The sequence below is a fragment of the Arenimonas maotaiensis genome (genome assembly GCF_014638745.1).
Lineage (GTDB): Bacteria > Pseudomonadota > Gammaproteobacteria > Xanthomonadales > Xanthomonadaceae > Arenimonas > Arenimonas maotaiensis.
In genome coordinates this window covers 101,557-123,897 of the sequence record NZ_BMFO01000003.1, presented here as the reverse complement: position 1 = coordinate 123,897, position 22,341 = coordinate 101,557, and the positions used below count along the sequence as shown (strand labels likewise).

Sequence of the window (22,341 nt, the reverse complement as noted above, 5' to 3'; positions counted from 1 at the left end):
GATTCTCGCGCAGCGAGACGTAAATTTGGCATGATGGCCGGATGAGTTCGGCGTCCGGCTTTTTCCTGCACCACGGCAACCGCCTGTCCCGTCTGGCCGAGATTCTCGGCCGGGAACTGGCGGCGGCCGACGGCGACTGGCTGGCGCCGGAGACCGTATTGGTGCCGCAGGCCAGCATGCGACGCTGGCTGCAGAACAGCCTGGCCGAGCGCTTCGGCATCGCCGCCAATCTGTCATTCCGGCCGCCGGCCGGGTTTCTGGCCGATTGCCTCCAGCCCTGGCTTCCTTACGCCGACGAGGACCGCCTGCTGACCCCGGACAAGCTGCAATGGCGGCTATTCGCCCTGTTGAATGACCGCCGACTGCTGGCCGAAGCGCCCTTCGCACCGGTGCGGCGCTTTCTGGCCTGCGACCAGCCGCAAACGCGTGCCTGGCAACTGGCCAGCGAACTGAACCAAGCGTTCGAGGCCTACCAAGCCTGGCGCCGGCCCTGGCTGTTGGCCTGGACCCGGCGCGCGCCCGAGGACGACTGGCAAGGCCGACTTTGGCACACGGCCAGCCAAGGCATGGCGTTCCGCGCCCAGGCAGTGGACGCCTACCTGCGCGCGCTGGCGCGCGGCGATTGCCCGAAGCCGCCCGAGCTGCCCGGGCGCATCAGCGTATTCGCCTGCCAGAACCTGTCGCCGGACGCCCTGCACGTGTTGCAGAGTTTCGGGCGCTGGAGTGCGGTGCGCTTCTTCCTGCACAATCCCTGCGAAGCCTACTGGGGCGACGTGCGCCAGCCGAAATCGGCGGAAGACCTGCTGCGGATGCAGGGCGACAATTTCTTGTTGAACCAATGGGGCGCGGCCGGGCGTGATTTCACCGCGGTGCTGCTGTCTGAACAGAGCGTGCATTGGGCCGGCGAACGCGGCGAATACCTGCCGGCGGAAGGCGGCGGTCTGCTGCAACGTCTACAGGATGATCTGCTGACGCGGGCCGTACCGGTGCCGCGCTATGCGGATGCGGCGGCGCTACGGCAGGACGATTCCGTGCAGATCCATGACTGCGCCAGCCCCTTGCGCGAAGTGCAGACGCTCCGCGCGCAACTGCTGGGCCTGATGCAACGGCAACCGGAACTGCAATGGCGCGACATCGCGGTGATGGCGCCGGACTTGGACCGCTACGCGCCCTATTTTCCGGCGGTGTTCGGCGCGCAGGACGACGGCCACCCGGCCTTGCCGTTCGCGCTCGGCGATCGCGGCCTGTTCCAGGACGCCGGCATCGCCGGACTGTTCTTCGGTCTGTTGGCGCTCGGCCGTAGCCGCCTGTCCGGCAACGAAGGCCTGACGCTGCTCGGCCATCCGCTGGTGATGGCGCATTATGATTTGACGCGCGAAGACTTGGAACGTCTGCGGCTCTGGTTGGCGGAAAGCGGCGTGCGCTGGGGCCTGGACGCCGGACACCGGGCGGCGGTCGACGGCCAGGCACAGGACGCGTTCACCTGGCGTCATGCGCTGACGCGTCTGCTGTACGGTTATGCCGACGACGACACGCTGATTGACGGCGTCGCGCCGGTAAGCCTGCCGGCCGGCCAGGACCAGCGCCTGCTGTCGGTGCTCTATGCGTTCGTCGACACCCTCGACGGCTTCCGGCGCGGCCTCAGCCGGGCCGCCGACATCCCGCGCTGGCAAAGCCTGTTGCAGGACATGCTGGCCGCGTTCTGCCCGGACGGACCGCGTGAAGACGCCGACATCGAAGCCTTCAACCGGCTGAACGCACGCATCGCCGCGCTCGGCACCTTGGCCGAAGACGCCGGTTGGCGCGGCCCGGTGGCGCCGGACGTGATCGAAGCCTATCTGGTCGACGAAGGCGACGCGCCGCTGGGGCAGGCATGGCTTTCCGGTCGGATCACCGTGTGCCGGATGGTGCCGATGCGGCTGATTCCGTTCAAGGTGATCTGCCTGCTGGGCATGGACGAAGGCGCCTTCCCGCGCGAGGACCCGGCTTCGGCCGTCAACCGCCTGGCCGGACCGGACGCATCGCGCGAAACCGGCGACCGCAACCGCCGCGACGAGGACCGCTTCCTGATGCTGCAGTTGCTGAGCTCCTGCGGGCAACATCTGCTGCTGAGCTACATCGGCCGCGATCCGGTCACCGGCGAAACGCGGGCGCCGTCGCTGTTGGTGAAGGAACTGCTGCAGTGCATCGGCGGTTATCTGCCGAAACCGGAGGATGCCGAACGGGCATTGGTCGTGCGCCATCCGATCCACGCCCATGAACCCTGCGGCGATGCGCGCGCGGTGCGCATCGGCAAACCGGTATCCGCCGCCGCGGCTTCGCCGGTACGCCTGTTCGCGCCGCTGCCCGGCGAACCGGCGCTCGAAACCCAGAACGGAGATACCGTCAGCGTCGACGAGCTGGTGCGCTTCTGGCAGAAACCGATGGAGACCCTGGCGCGCCGGCAAGGCCTGCATCTGCCCGAACACGACGCCTTGTTGGACGAGCGCGAACCCTACGGCAACGCTGACGGACTGGCGAAATACCGTCTGGTCGATGCGCTGCTGGCGCACACATGGGACACCCCGCAGCCGGACATCGAACACCTGCTCGCGCGCCTGCAGGCCGAAGGCCAGCTGGCGCCGGGCGCGGCCGGGCGCAGCCGATTGCTGAGCCTGTACGCGGCTGTGCGCGAGGCCTTGGCGGACTTGGCCGGACAACGCATCGAGACCGTGCGCTGGCCGATCGACCTGCGCTTGGCCGACGGCGTGCTCGATGGCGAACTGCGGCAGCATTTCCGCTGCGGCTTGGTCACGCTGGCCCTGCACCGCAAAGCGCCCAAGGCCCGCGACCGCATCGACGCCGCCATCCGTGGCTTGGCGGCGGCGGCGGCCGGCCATGGTTTGCCGGCGTTCGTTTACACCGACGATTTGCGGCCGGCGGGCCCGCCGCCCGCTGCCGAGGATGCGATGCGCCGGTTGGCGGATCTGCTGGCGCTATACCGCGAAGGCCGCGCGCGCATCCTGTGCTTCGATCCGGAGCTCAGCCTGGACTGGGCGGCGCAATACCGGAAAACGCCGGCGCTTACGGCGCAACGCTGGCTGGAACACCAATGGGCGGAGCAGCAGAACAGCGAGCAGGGCGGATACGACGCCTTCGGCCGCTTCCTGACCCACGGCGACGGCTTCCTGAAAGCGGTGGCCCTGGCGCATCCGCAGCACTTCCACGACACCGCGCTGCGCGTGCACGCCGCCCTGTTCGGGGAGGACGCCGATGGCTGAAGTACCCTTGGCCTACCGGCTGGCGCTGGACGGCACCGTGCTGATCGAAGCCAGCGCCGGCACCGGCAAGACCTACACCCTGGTGCGGCTGATGGCACGCCATATCCTGTGGCATGGCCACGGCATCGAGCGGGTGCTGGCGGTGACCTTCACCAACGCCGCCGCCGCGGAACTGAAGCAGCGCCTGCGCGCCTTCCTGCTGCAGATCGACGCCGAACTGAAACACTTCCGTACCGCCGGCGAATTCAGCGACGGCGACATCGTACACCTGTTCAGCGCGGCACCGGACGACATCGACATGGGCCTGATGCTGCAGCGCCTGAACACCGCGCTGGCCAATATCGACCGCGCCGCGGTGTTCACCATCCACGGCTTCTGCCAGCGCCTGCTGCAGCGCTTCGCCTTGCGCACCGGCCAGCCGATTCCGGCGCCGGCGCTGATGGAGGACGAAACCGCGCTGCGCCTGCGCGTCTGCGAGGAATTCTGGCGGCGCGAAAGCGCCGACATGGCGACGGCCCGGCGGCTGGATGCGGCGTTCGGCAACCCGGAATCCATGGCCGAATCCCTGCCGCATCTGTTGTCGCACGCACGGCTGACGCCGCTGCCGTCGAATGCGACGGCGCCCGATTTCGATTCGGCACTTGCGGCATTGCGCGAGCGCCATACCGCCGATGCCGGCGCCAGCGAAGCGTTGCTGCTGTCGGCCTTCGACGACGACACGCTGAACAAAAGCGGACTACGCAGCGCGGAAAGCATCCGCGCCGCGTTCGCCGAAATCACCGGGTATCTGCGCGACCCCGACCCCTGCGCACCGCCGGCGTTCGCGAAGATCGCATTCAGCCGGATCAAGGTGAAGAAAGGCAAACCGCAGCCGGACAGTCCGTTGTTGCGGGCGCTGGACGACTGGAACGCTTTCGCCGAGGCTTGGCAGACGCACCATCGGCAGGCCGCCATCGCCCTGCACCACCGCTTGGCGGAATACGCGCGCACGCGCTTGCCGCTGCTCAAACAGCAGGCCGGCGCTGTCGGTTTCGATGACATCATCGATGCCGTGCATACGGCGCTGGAAGCGGACGACGACGGCAGCCTGGCCGATGAGATCCGCGCCGCCTGGCCGGTGGCGCTGGTCGATGAATTCCAGGATACCGACAGCCGGCAATGGCGGATCTTCGAGCGCGTGTACCGGCGCGGCGAACACGCGCCGTTGACCCTGATCGGCGATCCGAAGCAGGCGATTTACGGCTTCCGCGGCGGCGACATCCACACCTATCTGGCGGTGAAAGCGCTGGCCGAACGGCATGCCGGCTTGACGGAGAACTTCCGTTCGAGCCAGCGCCTGCTCGACGATATCCAGCGTGTATTCATCGGCCGGCGGCCGCATCCGTTCATGGAAGACGGCATGGCGTTCACGCCGGTGCAGGCCGGACGGCCGGGTGCGGAATTGCGCCTGCGTGGAGAGCCCGTTCCGTCCCTGCATTTCCTGCGTCTTCCCGCGGCCGAGGACGGCAAGCCATTGAACATCGGTACGGCCCGCCTGGCCGCCGCCGACCGCTGCGCCGACACCCTCGCCGGCCTGTTGCACGCCGGTCGAATCGGCGAGGCGCAGGTGCTCGAAGGCGGTTCGCAACGGGCGCTGGCCGAAGCCGACATCGCGGTGCTGGTGCACACCAACCGCGAAGCCATGCTGATGCAGTCTCGGTTGCGGGCACGCGGCGTCGATTCGGTCTGCGTACGCCGCGACAGCGTGTTCGAAAGCCATGCCGCGCGTGACATCCTCGGCCTGCTGCACCATCTGCTGCAGCCCGGTTCGCACCGGGCCGAGCGCACCGCAGCCGGCGGCCTGCTGCTGTCGGCCGCGCATGCGGCAGGCTATGCGCCCGACCTGCCGGAACTGGCGACACGCCTGCTGAAGCAGGGCCCGTGGGCGGCCATCGCGCCGATACTGGATGCGGCCGCCCCGGTGCTGACGCGCGATGCGGACAGCGAACGGCATCTGGGCCAGTACGCGCAGGTGTTGGAAGCGGTGCAGGCGCAGTACCGGCCGACGCCGGAACCGGCACATTATCTGGATTGGCTGGGACGGCAGATCGCGCTGGCCGGCACCGCCGACGCCGAAGACCGCGCGCCGCCGCGGCTGGAATCCAGCCAGCCGCGCGTGCGCATCATGACCCTGCACCAGAGCAAAGGCCTGGAGTTCGGCGCGGTATTCCTGCCGTTCAGCGCCATCGCGCGCAAGCCCGGAAAGCGCTTCGCGCGCTACGTCGAGGACGGCGCACGCTGCCTAGCCATCGACCTGGACGATGCGGGGGACGCCGTGAAAGATGCGGTCGAGCGCGAGCACCGTTCGGAAAGCCTGCGTCTGCTGTACGTCGGCATGACCCGGGCGAAGTTCGCCCTGCATTGCGTACTCGGCGACATCAAGGGCTTCGCCGATTCCGCGCTCGGCTACCTGTTGCTGGGTGACCCGGCGCAGGCATTGGACGATGCCCTGGCGGGCTATGCGGTGGCCGATGACATTCCGACGGCGCCGGTTTTGCCGCCGGCGCCGCGCAACGCGGAGATGCCGGCGCTGCCGGCGAACAAACGGATGCCGGAGCTCTGGCAGGTACACAGCTTTTCGGGCCTGCACCGCGAGCGCGAAGCCGATTTCGTGCATGCGGCAGATGACGAGCGGCCGGTGTACGGCGATGCCGATCCCGGCCCCTATCAGGGCGCCGCTTTCGGCAACGCCTTGCATGCGGTGCTGGAAATTGCGCAGGCCGCCGATTGGCGGAGTCCGGGTGAGCCGGCCTTGGCGCAATGCCGCGCCGCGTTGTCGGCGTTCGGTTTCGATGCCGATGCCGCGCGCAACGGCGCGGCGGTGCTGATGCGCCTGGCGCAGGCCACGCTGCAGGCGCGCTTGCCGGAAGACGCGGCGTTAATCGACCTGCCGCCGCAGGATAAACGCCACGAAATGGAATTCCACCTGAGCCTGCGGCGTGCCGGCGGCGAGGACGTCCTCGCCTTGCTGCACCGCTTCGGCTATTGCCTGCAGCGCACGCGGCTCGGACCGCCGCCCGGATTGAACGGCCTGCTCACCGGCAAGATCGACCTGCTGTACCGGCACGGCGAAAAACTGTTCCTGCTCGATTACAAATCCAACCGCCTTCCGGATTACGGCGAAGACGGCCTGCGCCAGGCCATACGCGCGCAGGAATACGACCTGCAATACCTGCTGTATACGGTGGCGGTACATCGCTGGCTGCGTAGACGGATGCCCGGTTACCGCTATGAGCGGCATTTCGGCGGCGTGCGTTATCTGTTCTCGCGCGGCATCGATCCGTCGCATCCGGATAACGGCATCTTCCGCGACCGGCCCGACGCCGGGCTGATCATGGCATTGGACGCCTGCTTCGACGCGGAGGCCGTAACCGATGCGTGACGACGGATTCTTCAAACCGACGCCGGCGGCGTTGGCATTCGGCGTCGAAATCCGGCGCCGGCAATCCGATGACGGCGCCTTGGCCGGCCGCTTGGCCGCGCTGTGTTTTCATGCCGCCGGCGAAGGCCATAGCTGTCTCGATCTCGCGCGCGTGGCTGCCGTTTATCCGCAGGCGTTGGCGGATATCGACATCGACGCCGTCGCCTTGGCGCGCGTATTCGCCGACAACCCGCTGGTGATCGATGCCGGCAATCCCGGCGGCGGCGATACCACCGGCCTCCTGGTAGTGCACGGCTCCCGGCTCTACCTGCGCAAATACTGGCGACTGGAAAATGCGGTGATCGACGCATTGGCGCAACGCGTGGATGCCCGCGAATTGCCACGTAGCGGCGATGCCGCCGAAGATCTGGCCGCCGTATGTCGGCACAAGACCTTGGCGTTGCTGACCGGCGGCCCGGGTACCGGCAAGACCACCGCCATCGCCGGGGCGTTGGTGCCTTGGCTGCGGGATTTCCATGCGGAACACGCCCGCCTGCCGCGCATCCGTCTGTGCGCGCCGACCGGCAAGGCCGCGGCACGGATGAACGCGTCCTGGGCAGCGCAGATGCCGGCGCTCTGCCGGCGCCTGCCGGCCGATCTTCAACCGGCGCTGGCGCAGGACGCACAGACCCTGCACCGGTTGCTCGGTATCGATCCGCTCACCCGGCGTGGACGCTATGCCGAGGGCAGACGTCTGCCGGCCGATCTGGTCGTGGTGGACGAAGCCTCGATGCTCGACATGCCGATGCTGAAGGCGCTGTTGCAGGCGCTGAGCCCGGAATGCGTGCTGGTCCTGGTCGGCGATCCGAACCAGCTGCCGTCGATCGAAATCGGCAACGTGCTGGGCGCTTTGCTCGAATCTCCGGCCGATTCGGTTTTCGCACGCGAATTGCGCAACGCGCACCTGCAACTCACCCGCAACCACCGTCAGGCGGCGCAACCCGGGCTCGCCAGCTTCGCGGCCGATGTGCTGATGGCCGACGCCGATACGGTCATCGGCCGGCTGCGCGCGGGCGGCTACCCGGGCGTGGCATTCCATGAGAATACGATGACCGCATTGCCGCGTATTCTTGGCGAAACGGCGGAGTGGCATGGTCGTCTGGCGCAGGCCGCCGACGTCGAAACCGCTTTGTCGATGTTGGGCGAGCGCGTGATCCTGACGCCTCTGCGTCAAGGTCCGGTCGGTAGCGAAACCTTGAATGCGGAAATCGGCCGGCGTCTGGGACACGCGCACAACCGGCAAGCGGAAGCGGTGATGGTGTTGGAGAACGTACCGGCGCTGGGCTTGGCCAACGGCGACACCGGCCTGCTCTGGCGCGACGGAAATGGACTGAACGCCTGCTTCCGCCTTTCCGGCGGACTCTTGAGCGTACCGCTGGCCAAATTGCCTCGGCACGAACCGGCTTACGCCTTGACCGTGCACAAAGCGCAAGGCTCGGAATACCGGCATGTCGACGTGCTGCTGCCCGATGCGGATTGCCCTTTGCTGTCGAAATCGCTGCTGTATACCGCCATCACCCGCGCCAAGCAGGCTCTGACCGTGGCCGCGAGCGAACACAGCCTGCGCGCCGCGCTCGGCCGCGATATCCGGCGCATGAACGGCCTGGCCGCGCTCAGTGCAGGATGAAATACAGCAGGTTGTTCTGGAAATAGGGATTGCTGGTCAGACGGTCGTGCTTCTCGCAGAAGAACATGGTCTGCGAGACCGGAAACAGATCGCGGTCCATCGACTGGTTCAGGTAGATGTTGCTGGCCCGCGCCAGCTGCGATTCACGCGTCACCAGGCCGTCGCCGGGCGCCTGCATCAGACGGGCATAATCCACGTTCCGGCGTTTACCGGCGATTTCGCTTTCCTGGAACGCCAGACGCAAGCCTTTGCCGTTGGCCTCGACCACCGCACGCGACGCGGTCAGCTCGCAATCGCCGCCGAACACCGCGAACTGCACGCGGCCGTCGGCCAGCGGAACCGCCAAAGCGGATTGGAAATGCCGGCCGTTCTCCAGGTTGGTGATGAAGCGCTCGTCCAACAGGGCGAGACGGCGCTCGGCGTCCGGATATTCACGGCGGACCTGCTGCCTGACCTCCTCGCTGAACACCGACCAGCGGTTCTTATGCCAGAGCGACACGTCGTAGATGTCGAGGTCGACCGTGGTGCCGTTGGCGTCGATGAAGGCGTTGGCCTTGGGGTTGGGCAGGGTCTCGAACGGCGTGGCGAAATAACTCAGGATATGCGGCGGAATCTCGCGCAGGCCGAGCCGGAAGCCGCGGTACAGGCGGCTGACGCTGATGACCGAGCCCAGGTTCGGCGTGCCCAGCATGGCGATGCGGCGGATGCGTGAATCGCCCTCGTTCCACGGCGTCGGTTTGATGCGGCTGGCGGCGTCCTGCGGGCCGTACTGCAGGTAATAGCGCGCGATCAGTCCGCCGTTGCTGTGCGCGATGATGTCGACCTGCAGGTCGGGCTTGCCGTAATCGTGACGGATCTGCTCGACCAGCGCGTGCAGCTGGTTGACCGCGTCGAAATTGCTCTTGCGCCAGTCATACAGCAGCACGTAATAACGGCGCCGGTTTTTGTTCATGACCGGCGTGCCCGGCTCGCCCTTCTGATAGCGGCCGGCCTTTTCCAGGGTGGTCACCAGCGTGCCGTAGAAATCGACCCCGGCAATCGCATCGAACAGGCCGCCCGGGCGGATGTCCTTGTTCTCGTCCAGGGCGATGTCGTCGAAGCGGCTGAACGCGATGTTGCCGACCGATTTCGGCCAGACCTCCTCGCCCTTGCCGTTGACCAGGGTGGTGCCCATCAGCCCGGGGATGATGATGACCGGCGTGCTGTTGTCGTTCAGGTGGCTGGACCGGTACAGCAGATCCAGGTCCGGCCGCTTGTTGAACGACAGGCAGCCGCCCGTCAGCACGGCCAGCGTCAGCAGCAGGATTTTGGCGGAAGTCTTCATCATCGGGAAAAAAAACGCCCCTTGCGGGGCGTTTTCTCATTCGGCTTCTTCAACAAAACTTATCTTCTGCAGACCCGCGTTCTTGGTGCGGGCCAGTACTTTGGCGAGCGTTTCGTATTCCGCGTCGGGATCGGTGGTGATCTCGATGGTCGGCTGCACGTCGCGGGCGCCTTCGACGTCGAACTGCGCCTGCAACGAGCCCATCGGAACCGGGCTGCCGTTCCAGGCCACCGTACCGCCGGTCTGCACGTGGATGCGGATCGGCTCGGGCGGGTTCTCGACCGGCGGCGGGGGGGTCCTCGAGTTCTGCGGCAGATCGACCTGAATCTGGTACGTCATCGGCGGTGCCGTCACCATGAAGATGATCAGCAGCACCAGCATCACGTCGACCAGCGGGGTCACGTTCATGTCGGCCATTGCGCCGCCGGAGGAATTGGAACTGAATGCCATTTTCGTACGTCCTTAGTTGCGCTCGGGCATGGAAACGAAACCAACCTTGCGAATACCAGTTCCACGAATGGTCTTCACCGTCTTCTGGATGATGCTGTACTTGGTCTCGTTGTCGGCACGGATGTCGACCTGCGGCTGGGGGTCACGGGCGACCGTGACCGCCAGGTTCTGTTCCAGCAAGGCGTCGTTCATCAACTGATCGTTCCAATAGACGTCACCATTGGCCTTGATCGCCACGGTCACCGGAGGAACCAGGATTTCCGGTTTCTTGTCCAGCGTGGCGGTCGGCAGCTCGACCTTCACTTTATGCGACATCAGCGGCGCGGTGATCATGAAGATGATCAGCAGCACCAGCATCACGTCGACCAAGGGAGTCACGTTGATGTCGGACATCGCGCCGCCGGAGGAGTTGGAGCTGAAAGCCATGGTGAAGTCCTCGAAACGTGGGGTTGATTACTTGCTGCCGACGCGCGAGCCGGTGGCGAAGTAGTCGTGCAGGTCGTGCGCGAAGGTATCGAACTTCGAGTAGATGTTGCGGTTGCTGCGGTTGAAGGCGTTGTAGGCCAGCACCGCCGGAATCGCCACGAACAGGCCGAACGCGGTCATGATCAGCGCTTCGCCGACCGGGCCGGCGACGGCGTCGATCGAGGCCTGGCCGGTGGCGCCGATGCGGATCAGGGCGTGGTAGATGCCCCACACGGTGCCGAGCAGGCCGACGAACGGCGCGGTGGCGCCGACGGTGGCGAGCCAGGTCAGGCCGTTTTCGAGGTTGGCGCTTTCACGGGTCACGGCCTGGCGCAGGGCGCGGTCGACGAACTCGGATTTGCTCAGGCTCTGGGCCAGGGCGTTGCCTTCCTGGTGCGAAGCGGCTTCGATCGAATCCAGGGCGATTTTCGAGAACGGCTCGCTGGCTTTCTGCTCTTCCAGGAACTGGCGGGCTTCCTTGGCGTTCTTGATCGACCAGAAGGTGTCGACGACACGGTCGGCGTTGGAGCTGATGCGGTTGTTGTTGATGGCGTTGACCACGGTGTACCACCAGGAACCGATCGACATGACGATCAGGGTGACGAACACCACCCAGCCGACCACGTCGAAGTTCTGCACCATGTGGCTGAAACCCATCTGCTGCAGGGCTTCAGCGTTGTTGGACGAGCCGCCCGCAGCGGGAGCGGCGGCAGTAGCGGTTAAGATGAGGTCCTGCAACATAAGGAATACCTTTTAAGTTAGTTAAAGAAGAAGTGAAACGTTACGACAGCCAAATTGCGGTTACAGCGTGAAATCCACGGTGACCAGCGCGGAACCGCCCACGTTCTGGCCGTTTTTCTTGCCCGGATTGATCTTCCATTTGCGCACGCCGGCGACGGCGGCGCGGTCCAGGTCACGGTTGCGGCTGGATTTGTACACCGACGCGTCGGTCACGGTGCCGTTGGCGTCGTAGGTGACCTGCACGATGACGGTACCGGTGACGCCGGCGCGCAGGGCGGCAGGCGGGTACTTGACCGGGAACTGGGCGCGGGTCGAAGCGTCGACGTCACCGCCGCCGAAATCGGCCGGCGGCGAAGCGGGCGGAGCCGGCGGCGAAGGCGGCGGAGCCGGGGTGTCCATCGGACCCGGGGTATCGTAGGTGACGGTCTCTTCCGGCGGCGGCGGCACATTTTTCTGCGGCGTGGTCTGGATGATCTGCTTCTTGAGCTCCTTCGGCGGTTCCGGCGGCGGCGGCGGCGGCGGCGGCGGCGGCGGCGGCGGTTCCGAGAAGGACACCATGGTCACCGTCTCCTCGCCTTTTTTGGAGTCGGGAGCGGAAACGGGGGCCATCAGCATCATGAAGATCAACACGTGCACGGCGATGGCGGCGGAGTTCGCCGTCACCCGGGGCCAGCTGATCTTGTTCTGCTGCTCGTATTTTGATTTCAAATCCGTCATGTGGCGGCGGCTCTGCTAATAGTGTGTTCAATGGCGCTGTTGCGCCGCGACCCGCATTCGCGGGAACCTAGGAGTTTACAACAGGAATCCGGTGGTGCAAAGTGCTAGTTAGCACCCGCCTGCTTCAGGCGTTTCTTCGCTTCCGCCTGGCTTTCCGGGTATTTCGCGGCCTCGCGCAACGCGGAAATCATCGCAGCGCGGTCATCCAGGCCGAATTCGGATTCGGCCTCGGCGATGATGAGGTAGGCGTCGCCCTTGTTTTCGACGCCTTTGCTTAACGCCAGCTGAGCGGCCGATTTCGACTTCGCGTATTCGCTCTCCTCGCCCAGGACGCGGGCCAGCAGAAGATCCTGCTCGCCGTTCTTGGACAGGGCCGCGCCCTTGCCCCAGGCGCCGATGGCGCCGTTGGCGTCGCCGCTGTAATAATAGGACTGGCCGAGGATGTTGTAGACCGCGGCATCGGGCTTGATCACGCCTTTGGCGATGCCCTCATTGATGATTTTGATCGCCTGCGCCTCCTTGCCTTCCAGGTAGGAGTAGGACACGTAGCCCGCTTCGTATTCCGCGAGGGTCGAAATCTGGCCCTTGGCATACAGCGCGTCGAACGCGGCGGCGGCCTTTTCGTACTGCTTGGCATTGGCGTACACCAGCAGCTGCTTCGATGCGGCGCCCGGGTCGCCGGAAGCGGCTGCGGATTTCGCCACTTCATCCGCGAGACGGTCGGCATCCGCCTTCCGGCCGGATTTGTTGTACGCGTCCATCAGCATGACCGCGATGTTGGCGTCGGCGCCCTTGTCGATGGCATACGCTTTTTCCAGCTGCCCGATGGCTTCCGGATATTTGGCCAGACGGTAATAGGCGTTGCCCTTGTTCTTCAGCAGATTCAGGTCGTCGGCGACCCCGGTTTCGGTGCTGAAGCGCTCGAGATAGGTGACGGCCTCTTCGTAGCGCTTCTCGGCGACCAGCATCTGGCCGAGTATCAGCATCAATGCGTAATGGGTGTTGTTGTTGAGACCGCCGAGATCGACCGCCTGCTTGGCGTACTGGATCGGCTTCAGGTAATTGTCCTGGCGCTGGCGCAGATAGGCCTGCGCAATCTGGTTAGCGGCTTCGGACTTTTCGTTGACGCTGGCATCGGGGTGGTTCAACACCGCTTCACCGGCGGCAATCAGCACGGCGGCATCGGTACCGTTGGAAGCCTTGACCAGGACATCCCATTCCTTCTTGATTTTGGTCTTGGGCATTTCGGGTGTGACGCGCGTGGCATTGGGATACTTCTCCACCACGGCCGCCGCCGCATTAGCCTGCTGTTCGCAATCAATCGGCTTGCCGTCGGTGGTATAGCACTTTTCGGCTCTCAGACGGTCGCGGGCGCCGCCGGATTGGGCGGATGCCTGGGCGGACAACAGCAAAGCCGTACCGAACAGCGCGGCGCCGAGTATTTTTTGCGTCTTCATGAGGGAGTCCTAAAGCGATAAACCGGAGGGATAGAGTAATTCCTCCACGGTTTTCGCTCAAGCCCCGCTTTACCGGGCGGGGCTTGGGCCATTCAGCAACCCGTCACACGTCGAGATTGCCGACCTTCAACGCGTTTTCCTCGATGAAATCGCGGCGCGGTTCGACCAGCTCGCCCATCAGGGTCGAGAAGATCTGGTCGGCGGCCACGGCGTCTTCGATCTTGACCCGTAGCAGGCGCCGGGTTTCCGGATTGACCGTGGTTTCCCACAGCTGTTCGGGATTCATTTCACCCAAGCCCTTGAAGCGTTGGATGGTGCGGCCGCGCTTGGCCTCTTCCAGCAACCAGGCCTGCGCTTCGATGAACCGCGACACCGCCGTGTTCTTGCCGCCGCGTTGGACCAGTGCGCCGTCCTGGATCAGGCCGTGCAGCACCTGGGCCACTTCGGTGACCTGGCGCAGTTCGCCGTGCACCAGTTGGCCGGCGGCCACCGTCTGGATGACCTGCAGGCCGTTGTGCTGCTTTTCGATGACCAGCGCACCCTGCTGTTCGTCGCCGGCGGCCTGCACGCTGACCGCATAGCGCGGCTTGCCGGCGCCGCGGCCGTTGAGCTTGCCCTCGAGGTCGGCCAACCAAGGTGCCAAGGCTTGGGGTTGCCGGAAATCCTCGAGCGTCAGCGGGCGGCTGTCCATCATCGCCTCGAGCACATCGGTGTCGATGCGGTAGGCGAAGCGGGCCATCACGTCCTGCGCGGCGACCACCTGCAGCATCAGCTTTTCCAGGGCTTCGCCGCGGATGGCGGGCGCGCCGGCGGCCGGCACCAGTTCGGCGTTGTCGACCGCATTGCTGATCAGGTAGGCGTTCAGCGCCGGCACGTCCTTCAGGTACAGCTCGTTCTTGCCCTGCTTGATCTTGAACAGCGGCGGCAGGCCGATGTAGACGTGGCCGCGCTCCAGCAGCTCCGGCATCTGCCGGTAGAAGAAGGTCAGCAGCAGGGTGCGGATGTGCGAGCCGTCGACGTCGGCGTCGGTCATGATGATGATGCGGTGGTAACGCAGCTTGTCGGGGTTGTACTCTTCCTTGCCGATGCCGGTGCCGAGCGCGGTGATCAGCGTGCCGACTTCGGCGCTGGACAGCATGCGGTCGAAGCGGGCGCGCTCGACATTGAGGATCTTGCCGCGGAGCGGCAACACCGCCTGGTTCTTGCGGTTGCGGCCCTGCTTGGCGGAACCGCCGGCCGAGTCGCCCTCGACGATGAACAGTTCCGACAGCGCCGGATCCTTCTCCTGGCAATCGGCCAGTTTGCCGGGCAGGCCGGCGATGTCCAGCGCGCCTTTACGGCGGGTCAGGTCGCGCGCTTTGCGCGCCGCTTCACGGGCGCGGGCGGCATCGACGATCTTGCCGGCGATGACTTTCGCCTCGTTCGGGTTCTCCTGCAGGAACTCTTCGAGCTTCTGGCCGATGACGGCTTCCACCGCCGGACGCACTTCCGAGCTGACCAGTTTTTCCTTGGTCTGCGAGGAGAAGCTCGGATCGGGCACCTTCACCGACAGCACGGCGATCATGCCTTCGCGCATGTCGTCGCCGGTCAGTGCGATCTTGGCTTGCTTTGCGATGCCGTTCTGTTCAATGTAGTTGCCGATGGTGCGCGTGAGCGCGGCGCGGAAGCCGATCAGATGCGTGCCGCCGTCCTTCTGCGGGATATTGTTGGTGAAGCAGAACATGGTTTCCTGATAGGAATCGGTCCACTGCAGGGCGACGTCGACCACGATGCCGTCCTTCTCGCCGATGGCGGCGATGACCTTGCCGTGCAAGGGCGTCTTCAGTTGCGCCAGGTGCTGCACGAAGCTGGCGATGCCGCCTTCGTACTGGAACAGGTCGCGCTTGCCTTCACCGCGCTCGTCGACCAGCTCGATGCGCACGCCGGAGTTCAGGAAGCTGAGCTCGCGCAGGCGCTTGGCCAGGATGTCGTAGTGGAATTCGATGTCGGTGAAGATTTCCGGACTCGGCAGGAAGCGCAGCGTGGTGCCGCGCTTGCCGGAATCGGCGACTTTCTTCAGCGGATACTTGGGTTCGCCCAACGCGTATTCCTGCTGGAAATGGCCGCCGTCACGCCAGATGTCGAGCCACAGCGAGGACGACAGCGCATTGACCACCGACACGCCCACGCCGTGCAAGCCGCCGGAGACCTTGTAGCTGTTGTCGTCGAACTTGCCGCCGGCGTGCAGCACGGTCAGGATGACCTCGGCTGCGGACACGCCTTCTTCCTTATGGATATCGACCGGAATGCCACGGCCGTTGTCGGAGACCGAACAGGAACCGTCGTTGTGCAAGGTAACGGTGACGGTGTCGCAATGACCGGCCAGAGCCTCGTCGATGGCGTTGTCGACCACTTCGAACACCATGTGGTGCAAACCGGTGCCGTCATGGACGTCGCCGATGTACATGCCCGGCCGTTTGCGCACGGCTTCCAGGCCACGGAGGACGGTAATCCGGCTGGAATCGTAGGTCGATTCCGGCGCTGCGCGTTCTTGTTCGGTCATACGCTGTCTGGGTTCCCGGTTGTTTCAATAAATCATTGATTTATTGAGAATATTTTGGGTAAATAAAGCACTCTTCATTATACACCAAGTGGCCAGCAAGTCCTATTCACCCGCGGGCGTCTGGATTTGCCCATGTTCCACGTGGAACAGTTTCGCGCGCGGAAACCGCTCCTGATAAACGGGCAGCGATTCCGTACCGCTGATCCAGATTTGCGCCTGGCTTTCCGCCAACCACGTGAGCACCTGGCTGAAGTGAGCTTGATCCAGCTCCGACGCCAAATCATCGAAACACAGAATCGGCCAAAAGCCCTTTTTAGCGACGAAATCTTCGGTCTGCGCCAACAAGGCCGCCAAGGCCAAGAGCTTGGCTTGGCCCCGGGAGAAATGGCCTTGGTGTAGGCGGCCATCCAAGCTGGGTTGCCAGTCGGCACGGTGTGGGCCGACGCCACAGAAGCCACTTTGGATGTCGCGGTCCCGATTCAGGCGCAAGGCATCCAACAGGCTCATCTGTTGCTCCCGCCAACCGGCACTGTAGCTCAGGCTCAAATCGCCGCATTCGGGGAGAAACCGGCTCAGGATGCGCTGCATCACAGGTTCCAGGGTTTTCAGATAGAGTTTACGTAAGTGGTGCAGGGAATCTCCGGCTTCGGCGAACTCCTGATCCCAGGACGCCAGTTCCTGCGTGCCGGGCTGAGTTTTGAGCAGGGCATTGCGCTGTTTCAGCGCCCGATTGAACCGACGCCAAACGGGATGGAATTCTGGTTCCACGTGGAACAACGCCCAATCCACGAAACGCCGCCGTACCTCAGAGGCCCCAATAATCAGTTCATGGCTACCCGGGTCGAAACTCAGCACCGGGAATTGCTCGCAGAAGCGGCCGAGATTATCGACATCCGCGCCATTCATCCGGGCCTGCCAATCGGAACCGGTATGCTGGATGCCGGCCTGTTGCGCCATGCCGGTATCGGTCAGCCACCGGGTCTGAATCCGAAGTTGTCCCGCACCTTGCCGAATCAGACCATCACGGATCCGGCCGCGGAAGCTGCGGCCATAACCCAGGATATGGATGGCCTCGAGGATGGAGGTCTTGCCTGCACCATTGGCACCCAGTAAAAGATTAACGCCCGAAACGGGCGTTAAATCAAACTCCTGAAAACACCGCAGGTCGAACGCCTGCAACCGGATCAGCTGCATCAGAGGCGCAACGGCATGACCACATGGCGGCTACGCTCGTGACTGGCCTCACGCACGAGGGCCGATGAATTGCCGTCGCGCAGCTTGATCAGCACGCTCTCTTCGCGCAACGCCGACAGGGCCTCGAGCAGGTAATTGACGTTGAAGCCGATGCTGATGCCGTCAATCACGGATTCGATTTCGATCTCTTCCTGGGCTTCTTCCTGTTCCGGGTTGTGCGCCACGATATTGAGCACGCCCGGATGGATGTCGAGTTTCACACCTTTGAATTTTTCGTTGGACAGGATGGCGGCGCGTTGCAAGGCGTTGCGGAACAGGTCGCGGTTGACCTTCACTTCCTTGTCGGCACCGATCGGAATCACCGCCTCGTAGTCCGGGAACTTGCCTTCGATCAGCTTGGTGCTGAAGGTGACATCGCTGCGGCTGATGCGCAGGTGGTTGTTGCCCACTTCCAGCTCGATGTCGCCTTCGCCGTCTTCCAGCAGACGCTGCAGTTCCAGCACGCCTTTGCGCGGCATGATGATCTGCTTGCGACCGTCGATGCCTTCATTCAGTTCGGTTTCGCACAGCGCCAAGCGATGGCCGTCGGTGGAAACGCAACGCAGGGTTTTGCCTTTCAAATCGAACAGCAGGCCGTTCAGGTAATAACGCACGTCCTGTTGCGCCATGGCGAACGCCGTACGTTCGATCAATTCCTTCAACGCCGCTTCCGGCACGCGGATGCGCTCGATGATGGCGAGCTGGTCGTTCTCCGGGAAATCCCGCGCCGGCAAGGTCGCCAGGGTGTAACGGCTTTTGCCGGCCTGGATGGTGGCTTTGTCGCCGCTATGGCTGAGCGTGATCTTGCTGCCGTCGGGCAGGGCACGCACGATGTCGAACAGTTTGCGGGCGGGAATGGTGACTTCACCGTCCTGGCCGTCATCGACCGAATTGCGGGCGGTCAGCTCCACTTCCAGGTCCGTGCCTTTCAGCGACAGTTGGCCGTTTTCGACATGAACCAACAGGTTGCTCAGCACCGGCAGCGTTTGCCTGCGCTCGACGACGTTGACGACTTGTTGCAGGGGCTTCAGAAACGCTTCGCGGGAGAGGCTAAAACGCATAGGAGGATTTCCAATAACTAAAGTTAATTATTAAAACGTGGTGGTGGTAGTGTCGCACAAACCGTGGGATAACCCTATTAACCATTTGATTTTATTTGATTTATTTCGTCTTCAAAGCGGCCGGAAAGTCGCTGCGAGGGTTGTGCGGCAATTGTGGATAACTTCGGCCGCTCGGTTTCAACCACACATTATCCACAATTTACCCCACGCGTCATTCGGTCAACTTACGTACTAATTTATCCCAATCTTCGCGGATTTTCCCATCCGATTCGCGCAAGCCCTGGATGACCCGGCAACCGTGCAACACGGTCGTGTGGTCCCGTCCGCCGAACGCCTCGCCGATTTCCGGCAGGCTGTGTTCGGTCAACTCCTTGGCCAGCGCCATCGCCACCTGCCGCGGCCGCGCCAATGAACGCGTACGGCGTTGCGACAGCAAATCGGTCAACTTCAGCTGGTAGTAGTCTGCCACGGTTTTCTGGATGTTGCTCAAGGAGATCACCGAAGCCTGCGCGCGCATCAGGTCGCGCAGGGTTTCCTGGGCGAAATCCAGGGTGATGGCGTTGCCGGTGAAGTTGGCGCGGGCCGCCAGAGTGTTGAGCGCGCCTTCCAGATCGCGCACGCTGGAATGCAGGCGTTTGGCGATCTGCCAGGCCACATCGGTCGGCAACGCGATGCCGCGCCGTTGCGCCTTGTCCATCAGGATGGTGGCGCGGGTCTCGTCGTCCGGCGGTTCCAGCACCACCGACAGGCCCCAGCCCAGGCGCGACTTCAGCCGCGGCTCCAGGTTCTCGACCTCGCGCGGGTAGCGGTCGCAGGTCAGGATGATCTGCTGCTTGCCGTCCACCAGGGTATTGAAGGTGTGGAAGAACTCCTCTTGGGTGGTGTTCTTGCCGGCGAAGAACTGGATGTCGTCGATCAGCAGCGCGTCGACCTGCTGGAACTGCTTCTTGAACTGCGCCATGTTCTTGTCGGTCAGCGCCTTGATCATGGCGTTGAAGAACTGCTCGGAACGCATGTACAGCACGCGCATGCCGGGGTTGTGGGCGCGCATGTAGTTGCCGGCGGCGTACATCAGATGGGTCTTGCCCAGGCCGGTGCTGCCGTACAGCAGCAGCGGGTTGTAGGCCTTGCCGGGATTCTTGGCGACCTGCAAGGCCATGGCGTGGCCCATCTGGTTGCATTTGCCGACCACGAAGTTGTCGAAGGTGTAGTGCGGATCGACGTTGCCCTGGAATTCGGCGGCCGCGGCCGCCGCTTTTTTGGCCGCGGGCTTGGCCGCCGGCGCGGATTTCTGGTGCGAACCGACGGCAATCTTCACCGCCAGCGGGCCGCCGGCGAAGTGCCGCGCCAGCTCCTCGATCCGGGGCAGATACTGGCTCTGGACCTGTTCGACCACGAATGCGTTCGGCGCGTACAGATGCAGTTCGTCGCTGTTCCGGCTGGCGTGCAGGGGCTTCAACCAAGTGTGTACGTCCTCGGCGGGAAATTCCTGCTCCAGACGCGCCAGACATTGCGGCCAAACGTTCATTCGGGTGGGGTTCTTCTGTGGATAACTCAAGCGGCTGACCAGTCTAGCCTGTTGCCACGCGTTCTGCCAAGCGCCAATCGACTTGACGGCAGACGATTGAACCCGTTATACTTTCGGGTTCACTACACCCCATTTTATCGAGGTGCCGCCATGGCTACCAAACGTACCTACCAACCCAGCAACCTGAAACGCAAGCGTGACCACGGCTTCCGTGCCCGCATGAAGACCGCCGACGGCCGCAAGGTCCTGGCCCGTCGCCGCGCCAAAGGCCGCGCCCGCCTCTGCGTCTGACCCCGGGCGGCTCCGTGCCGCCTCGGCTATGATCGGTCCTTCGACGCATAGCTATCCGAAATCCGCACGCTTGCGTGCCGCGCCCGAGTTCCAAGCCGTCTTCCAAGGCGGTTTGAAGCACTCGGGCGTATTTTTTCGCCTGCATTTCCTGCCGAATCCCGCCGGCCGTCCGCGTCTGGGCATGGCCGTGCCGAAAAAAGCGGTGCCGCTGTCGGTGGCGCGCAACCGCATCAAGCGCGTCTGCCGCGAACGCTTCCGCCTTGCCGCCGTCCTGCCGTCCGGCGACTACGTGCTGGTGGCGCAACGCCGTGCCGCCACCGCCGACAACAGCCAATTGCGCGCCGAGCTGACCCGCCTGCTCGCCGCCACCGCGCCTTCCGGCGTTTGAAAACGGCGCAAGCGCCCCAAACACAGTAAAATTGCCGTCTTGCCTTTTGGGCCCGTTGCGAAAAATCCTCCAATGAACCAAACCCGCACCTTCCTGTTCATCGCTTGGCTGGCCGTGGCCTTCCTGCTGTTCCAACAATGGCAAAGCCCGGCTCCGGCGCAAGCGCCGCAAGCCGCGGCGCCGGCTGCCCCAATCGCTCCGGGTGTCACCGGCGATGCCGGCTCATCGCTGCCGAGCCTCCCGGCCGCCGCGACCGGCGCCTTGCCGGCGTTGCCCGGCGCCGCCACTGCCATCTCGCCGGCGCAGACCGTGGAAATCGTCACCGATACCTACCGGCTGACCGTGGACCTGAAGGGCGTCACCCTGCTGCGTTCGGAACTGCTGACCTATCCGAAGGAAAAGAAAGCCGGTAGCCCGAACGTGCTGCTGCTGAACGACGATCCGGCCGCGTATTTCGTGGCGCAATCGGGCTGGCTGACCAAAACCGGCCAGGCGCCGACGCATGACGCCGTGTTCCGCACCGCCGACGGCAAGTCGCGTTATGTGCTCGCCGCCGGCCAAGACGAACTGTCGGTGCCGTTCGTCTGGCAGGACGGCAACGGCCTGACCCTGACCAAGACCTTGGTGCTGCGTCGCGGCGAGTTCGCCATCCGCCAACGCCAGGAAATCCGCAACGCCGGCAGCGCGCCGTGGTCGGGTTACGCCTACGAGCAACTCAAGCGCTTGGCGCCGCCGCCGCCGCCGAAGCACGCCGGCCTGACCAATCCGGACTCCTTCAGCTTCGTCGGTTCGGCCTGGTACAGCGCCGCCGACAAATTCGAGAAAGTGAAGTTCGCCGATTACCTCGATGACGGCGTGCTGCAAAGCCCGAACAAGGCGGTCGCCGACGGCTGGTTCGGCATGCTGCAGCACCATTTCGTCTCGGTCTGGGTGCCGGCCAAAGGCGACACGCAGACCTTCAGCACCGCCACCGAAGGCAACCCAGCCAATCCGTATTACCTGATCCGCGGCGTGTCCGGCGAAAGCACGGTGGCGCCGGGCGCGGCGCTCAGCCGCGAGGACGTGCTGTGGGCCGGCCCGAAGGCGCAGAAGACCATGGCCGCCGTGCATCCGACGCTCGACCTGAGCGTGGACTACGGCATCCTGAGCTTCCTGGCGCAGCCGCTGTTCTGGCTGTTGTCCGTGCTGCACGGCCTGCTCGGCAACTGGGGCTGGGCCATCATCGCCATCGTCATCGTGCTCAAGCTGCTGCTGTTCCCGCTGTCGGCCAAGCAGTACCAGAGCATGGCGCGCATGCGCGCCATCCAGCCGCGCATCGAGGCGCTGAAGGAACGCTACGGCGACGACCGTCAGAAGTTCGCCATGGCGCAGATGGACCTGTACAAGAAAGAGAAGATCAATCCGGCCGCCGGCTGCCTGCCGATGCTCATTCCGATTCCGATCTTCCTCGCGCTGTACTGGGTGCTGGTGGAATCCGTCGAACTGCGCCAGGCGCCGTGGATCGGCTGGGTGCAGAACCTGACCGACGCCGATCCGTACTTCATCCTGCCGGTGCTGAACCTGGTGATCATGTTCCTGACCCAGAAGCTGACCCCGACCCCGGGCATGGATCCGCTGCAGAAGAAGATGATGACCTTCATGCCGCTGATCTTCGGCGTGATGATGGCGTTCTTCCCCGCCGGTCTGGTGCTGTACTGGGTCACCAACGGCCTGCTCGGCCTGGCCCAGCAGTGGTGGATGACCAAGAAGTACGGCAGCCACACGCACCACCACGCCGCGCCCGCGAAATAAGCCGGA

16 protein-coding genes are annotated in these 22,341 nt (G+C 64.3%); 6 read left to right on the top strand and 10 right to left on the bottom strand.

Annotation, left to right across the window (positions count from 1 at the left end):
• Positions 1 to 41: 41 nt before the first annotated feature.
• Genes recC through recD form a run of 3 tightly spaced genes read left to right on the top strand, consistent with a single transcriptional unit; the run spans position 42 to position 8,347 of the window.
• Entirely contained in the window at positions 42 to 3,260 is a 3,219-nt protein-coding gene (recC, locus tag IEV56_RS07910) for an exodeoxyribonuclease V subunit gamma (protein ID WP_188449609.1), read from the top strand.
• Positions 3,253 to 6,681 carry a UvrD-helicase domain-containing protein gene (locus IEV56_RS07905; protein WP_188449607.1) on the top strand — a complete coding sequence of 1,143 codons (3,429 nt, stop codon included), beginning with the start codon at positions 3,253 to 3,255 and terminating at the stop codon, positions 6,679 to 6,681. The genes recC and IEV56_RS07905 overlap by 8 nt, the downstream gene beginning before the upstream one ends.
• Positions 6,674 to 8,347, top strand: coding sequence for an exodeoxyribonuclease V subunit alpha (gene recD / locus IEV56_RS07900; protein WP_188449605.1), 1,674 nt, complete (start codon positions 6,674 to 6,676; stop codon positions 8,345 to 8,347). Before IEV56_RS07905 ends, recD begins: the two co-directional genes overlap by 8 nt.
• Here recD and IEV56_RS07895 read toward each other — a convergent pair.
• From IEV56_RS07895 to dnaA, 10 genes are all read right to left on the bottom strand, one after another.
• Positions 8,334 to 9,674: an alpha/beta hydrolase gene (locus tag IEV56_RS07895; protein WP_188449603.1), complete on the bottom strand. Its 1,341-nt coding sequence runs from the start codon at positions 9,672 to 9,674 to the stop codon at positions 8,334 to 8,336. The genes recD and IEV56_RS07895 overlap by 14 nt on opposite strands.
• Before the next feature lie 33 nt (positions 9,675 to 9,707).
• Positions 9,708 to 10,121 carry an ExbD/TolR family protein gene (locus IEV56_RS07890; RefSeq protein WP_188449601.1) on the bottom strand — a complete coding sequence of 138 codons (414 nt, stop codon included), beginning with the start codon at positions 10,119 to 10,121 and terminating at the stop codon, positions 9,708 to 9,710.
• Positions 10,122 to 10,133: 12 nt separating this feature from the next.
• Complete coding sequence (locus IEV56_RS07885; protein WP_188449599.1) at positions 10,134 to 10,547, bottom strand: ExbD/TolR family protein; 414 nt, start codon at positions 10,545 to 10,547, stop codon at positions 10,134 to 10,136.
• A gap of 27 nt (positions 10,548 to 10,574) precedes the next feature.
• Positions 10,575 to 11,327: a MotA/TolQ/ExbB proton channel family protein gene (locus tag IEV56_RS07880; RefSeq protein ID WP_188449597.1), complete on the bottom strand. Its 753-nt coding sequence runs from the start codon at positions 11,325 to 11,327 to the stop codon at positions 10,575 to 10,577.
• A gap of 60 nt (positions 11,328 to 11,387) precedes the next feature.
• On the bottom strand, positions 11,388 to 12,044 hold the full coding sequence (locus IEV56_RS07875) for an energy transducer TonB (RefSeq protein WP_188449596.1): 657 nt from the start codon (positions 12,042 to 12,044) through the stop codon (positions 11,388 to 11,390).
• Between the two features lie 104 nt (positions 12,045 to 12,148).
• Entirely contained in the window at positions 12,149 to 13,501 is a 1,353-nt protein-coding gene (locus IEV56_RS07870) for a tetratricopeptide repeat protein (protein WP_188449594.1), read from the bottom strand.
• A gap of 103 nt (positions 13,502 to 13,604) precedes the next feature.
• A complete protein-coding gene (gene gyrB / locus IEV56_RS07865) occupies positions 13,605 to 16,043 on the bottom strand; it encodes a DNA topoisomerase (ATP-hydrolyzing) subunit B (protein ID WP_188449592.1) in 2,439 nt (812 codons plus the stop codon).
• Positions 16,044 to 16,145: 102 nt separating this feature from the next.
• Positions 16,146 to 17,237, bottom strand: coding sequence for a DNA replication/repair protein RecF (gene recF / locus IEV56_RS07860; protein ID WP_188449590.1), 1,092 nt, complete (start codon positions 17,235 to 17,237; stop codon positions 16,146 to 16,148).
• Positions 17,237 to 18,337, bottom strand: a complete 1,101-nt coding sequence (gene dnaN / locus IEV56_RS07855) for a DNA polymerase III subunit beta (RefSeq protein WP_188449589.1) — start codon at positions 18,335 to 18,337, stop codon at positions 17,237 to 17,239. Before dnaN ends, recF begins: the two co-directional genes overlap by 1 nt.
• A gap of 211 nt (positions 18,338 to 18,548) precedes the next feature.
• Complete coding sequence (dnaA, locus tag IEV56_RS07850; RefSeq protein WP_188449587.1) at positions 18,549 to 19,865, bottom strand: chromosomal replication initiator protein DnaA; 1,317 nt, start codon at positions 19,863 to 19,865, stop codon at positions 18,549 to 18,551.
• 150 nt (positions 19,866 to 20,015) lie between these two features.
• Between dnaA and rpmH the strand changes: the two genes are divergently transcribed.
• The 3 genes from rpmH (at position 20,016) to yidC (ending at position 22,335) form a co-directional block, all read left to right on the top strand.
• Positions 20,016 to 20,156, top strand: coding sequence for a 50S ribosomal protein L34 (gene rpmH, locus IEV56_RS07845; protein ID WP_188449585.1), 141 nt, complete (start codon positions 20,016 to 20,018; stop codon positions 20,154 to 20,156).
• 28 nt (positions 20,157 to 20,184) lie between these two features.
• Entirely contained in the window at positions 20,185 to 20,544 is a 360-nt protein-coding gene (rnpA, locus tag IEV56_RS07840) for a ribonuclease P protein component (RefSeq protein WP_268235758.1), read from the top strand.
• A 72-nt stretch (positions 20,545 to 20,616) separates the two neighbouring features.
• Positions 20,617 to 22,335: a membrane protein insertase YidC gene (gene yidC, locus IEV56_RS07835; RefSeq protein ID WP_188449581.1), complete on the top strand. Its 1,719-nt coding sequence runs from the start codon at positions 20,617 to 20,619 to the stop codon at positions 22,333 to 22,335.
• Positions 22,336 to 22,341 lie beyond the last annotated feature (6 nt).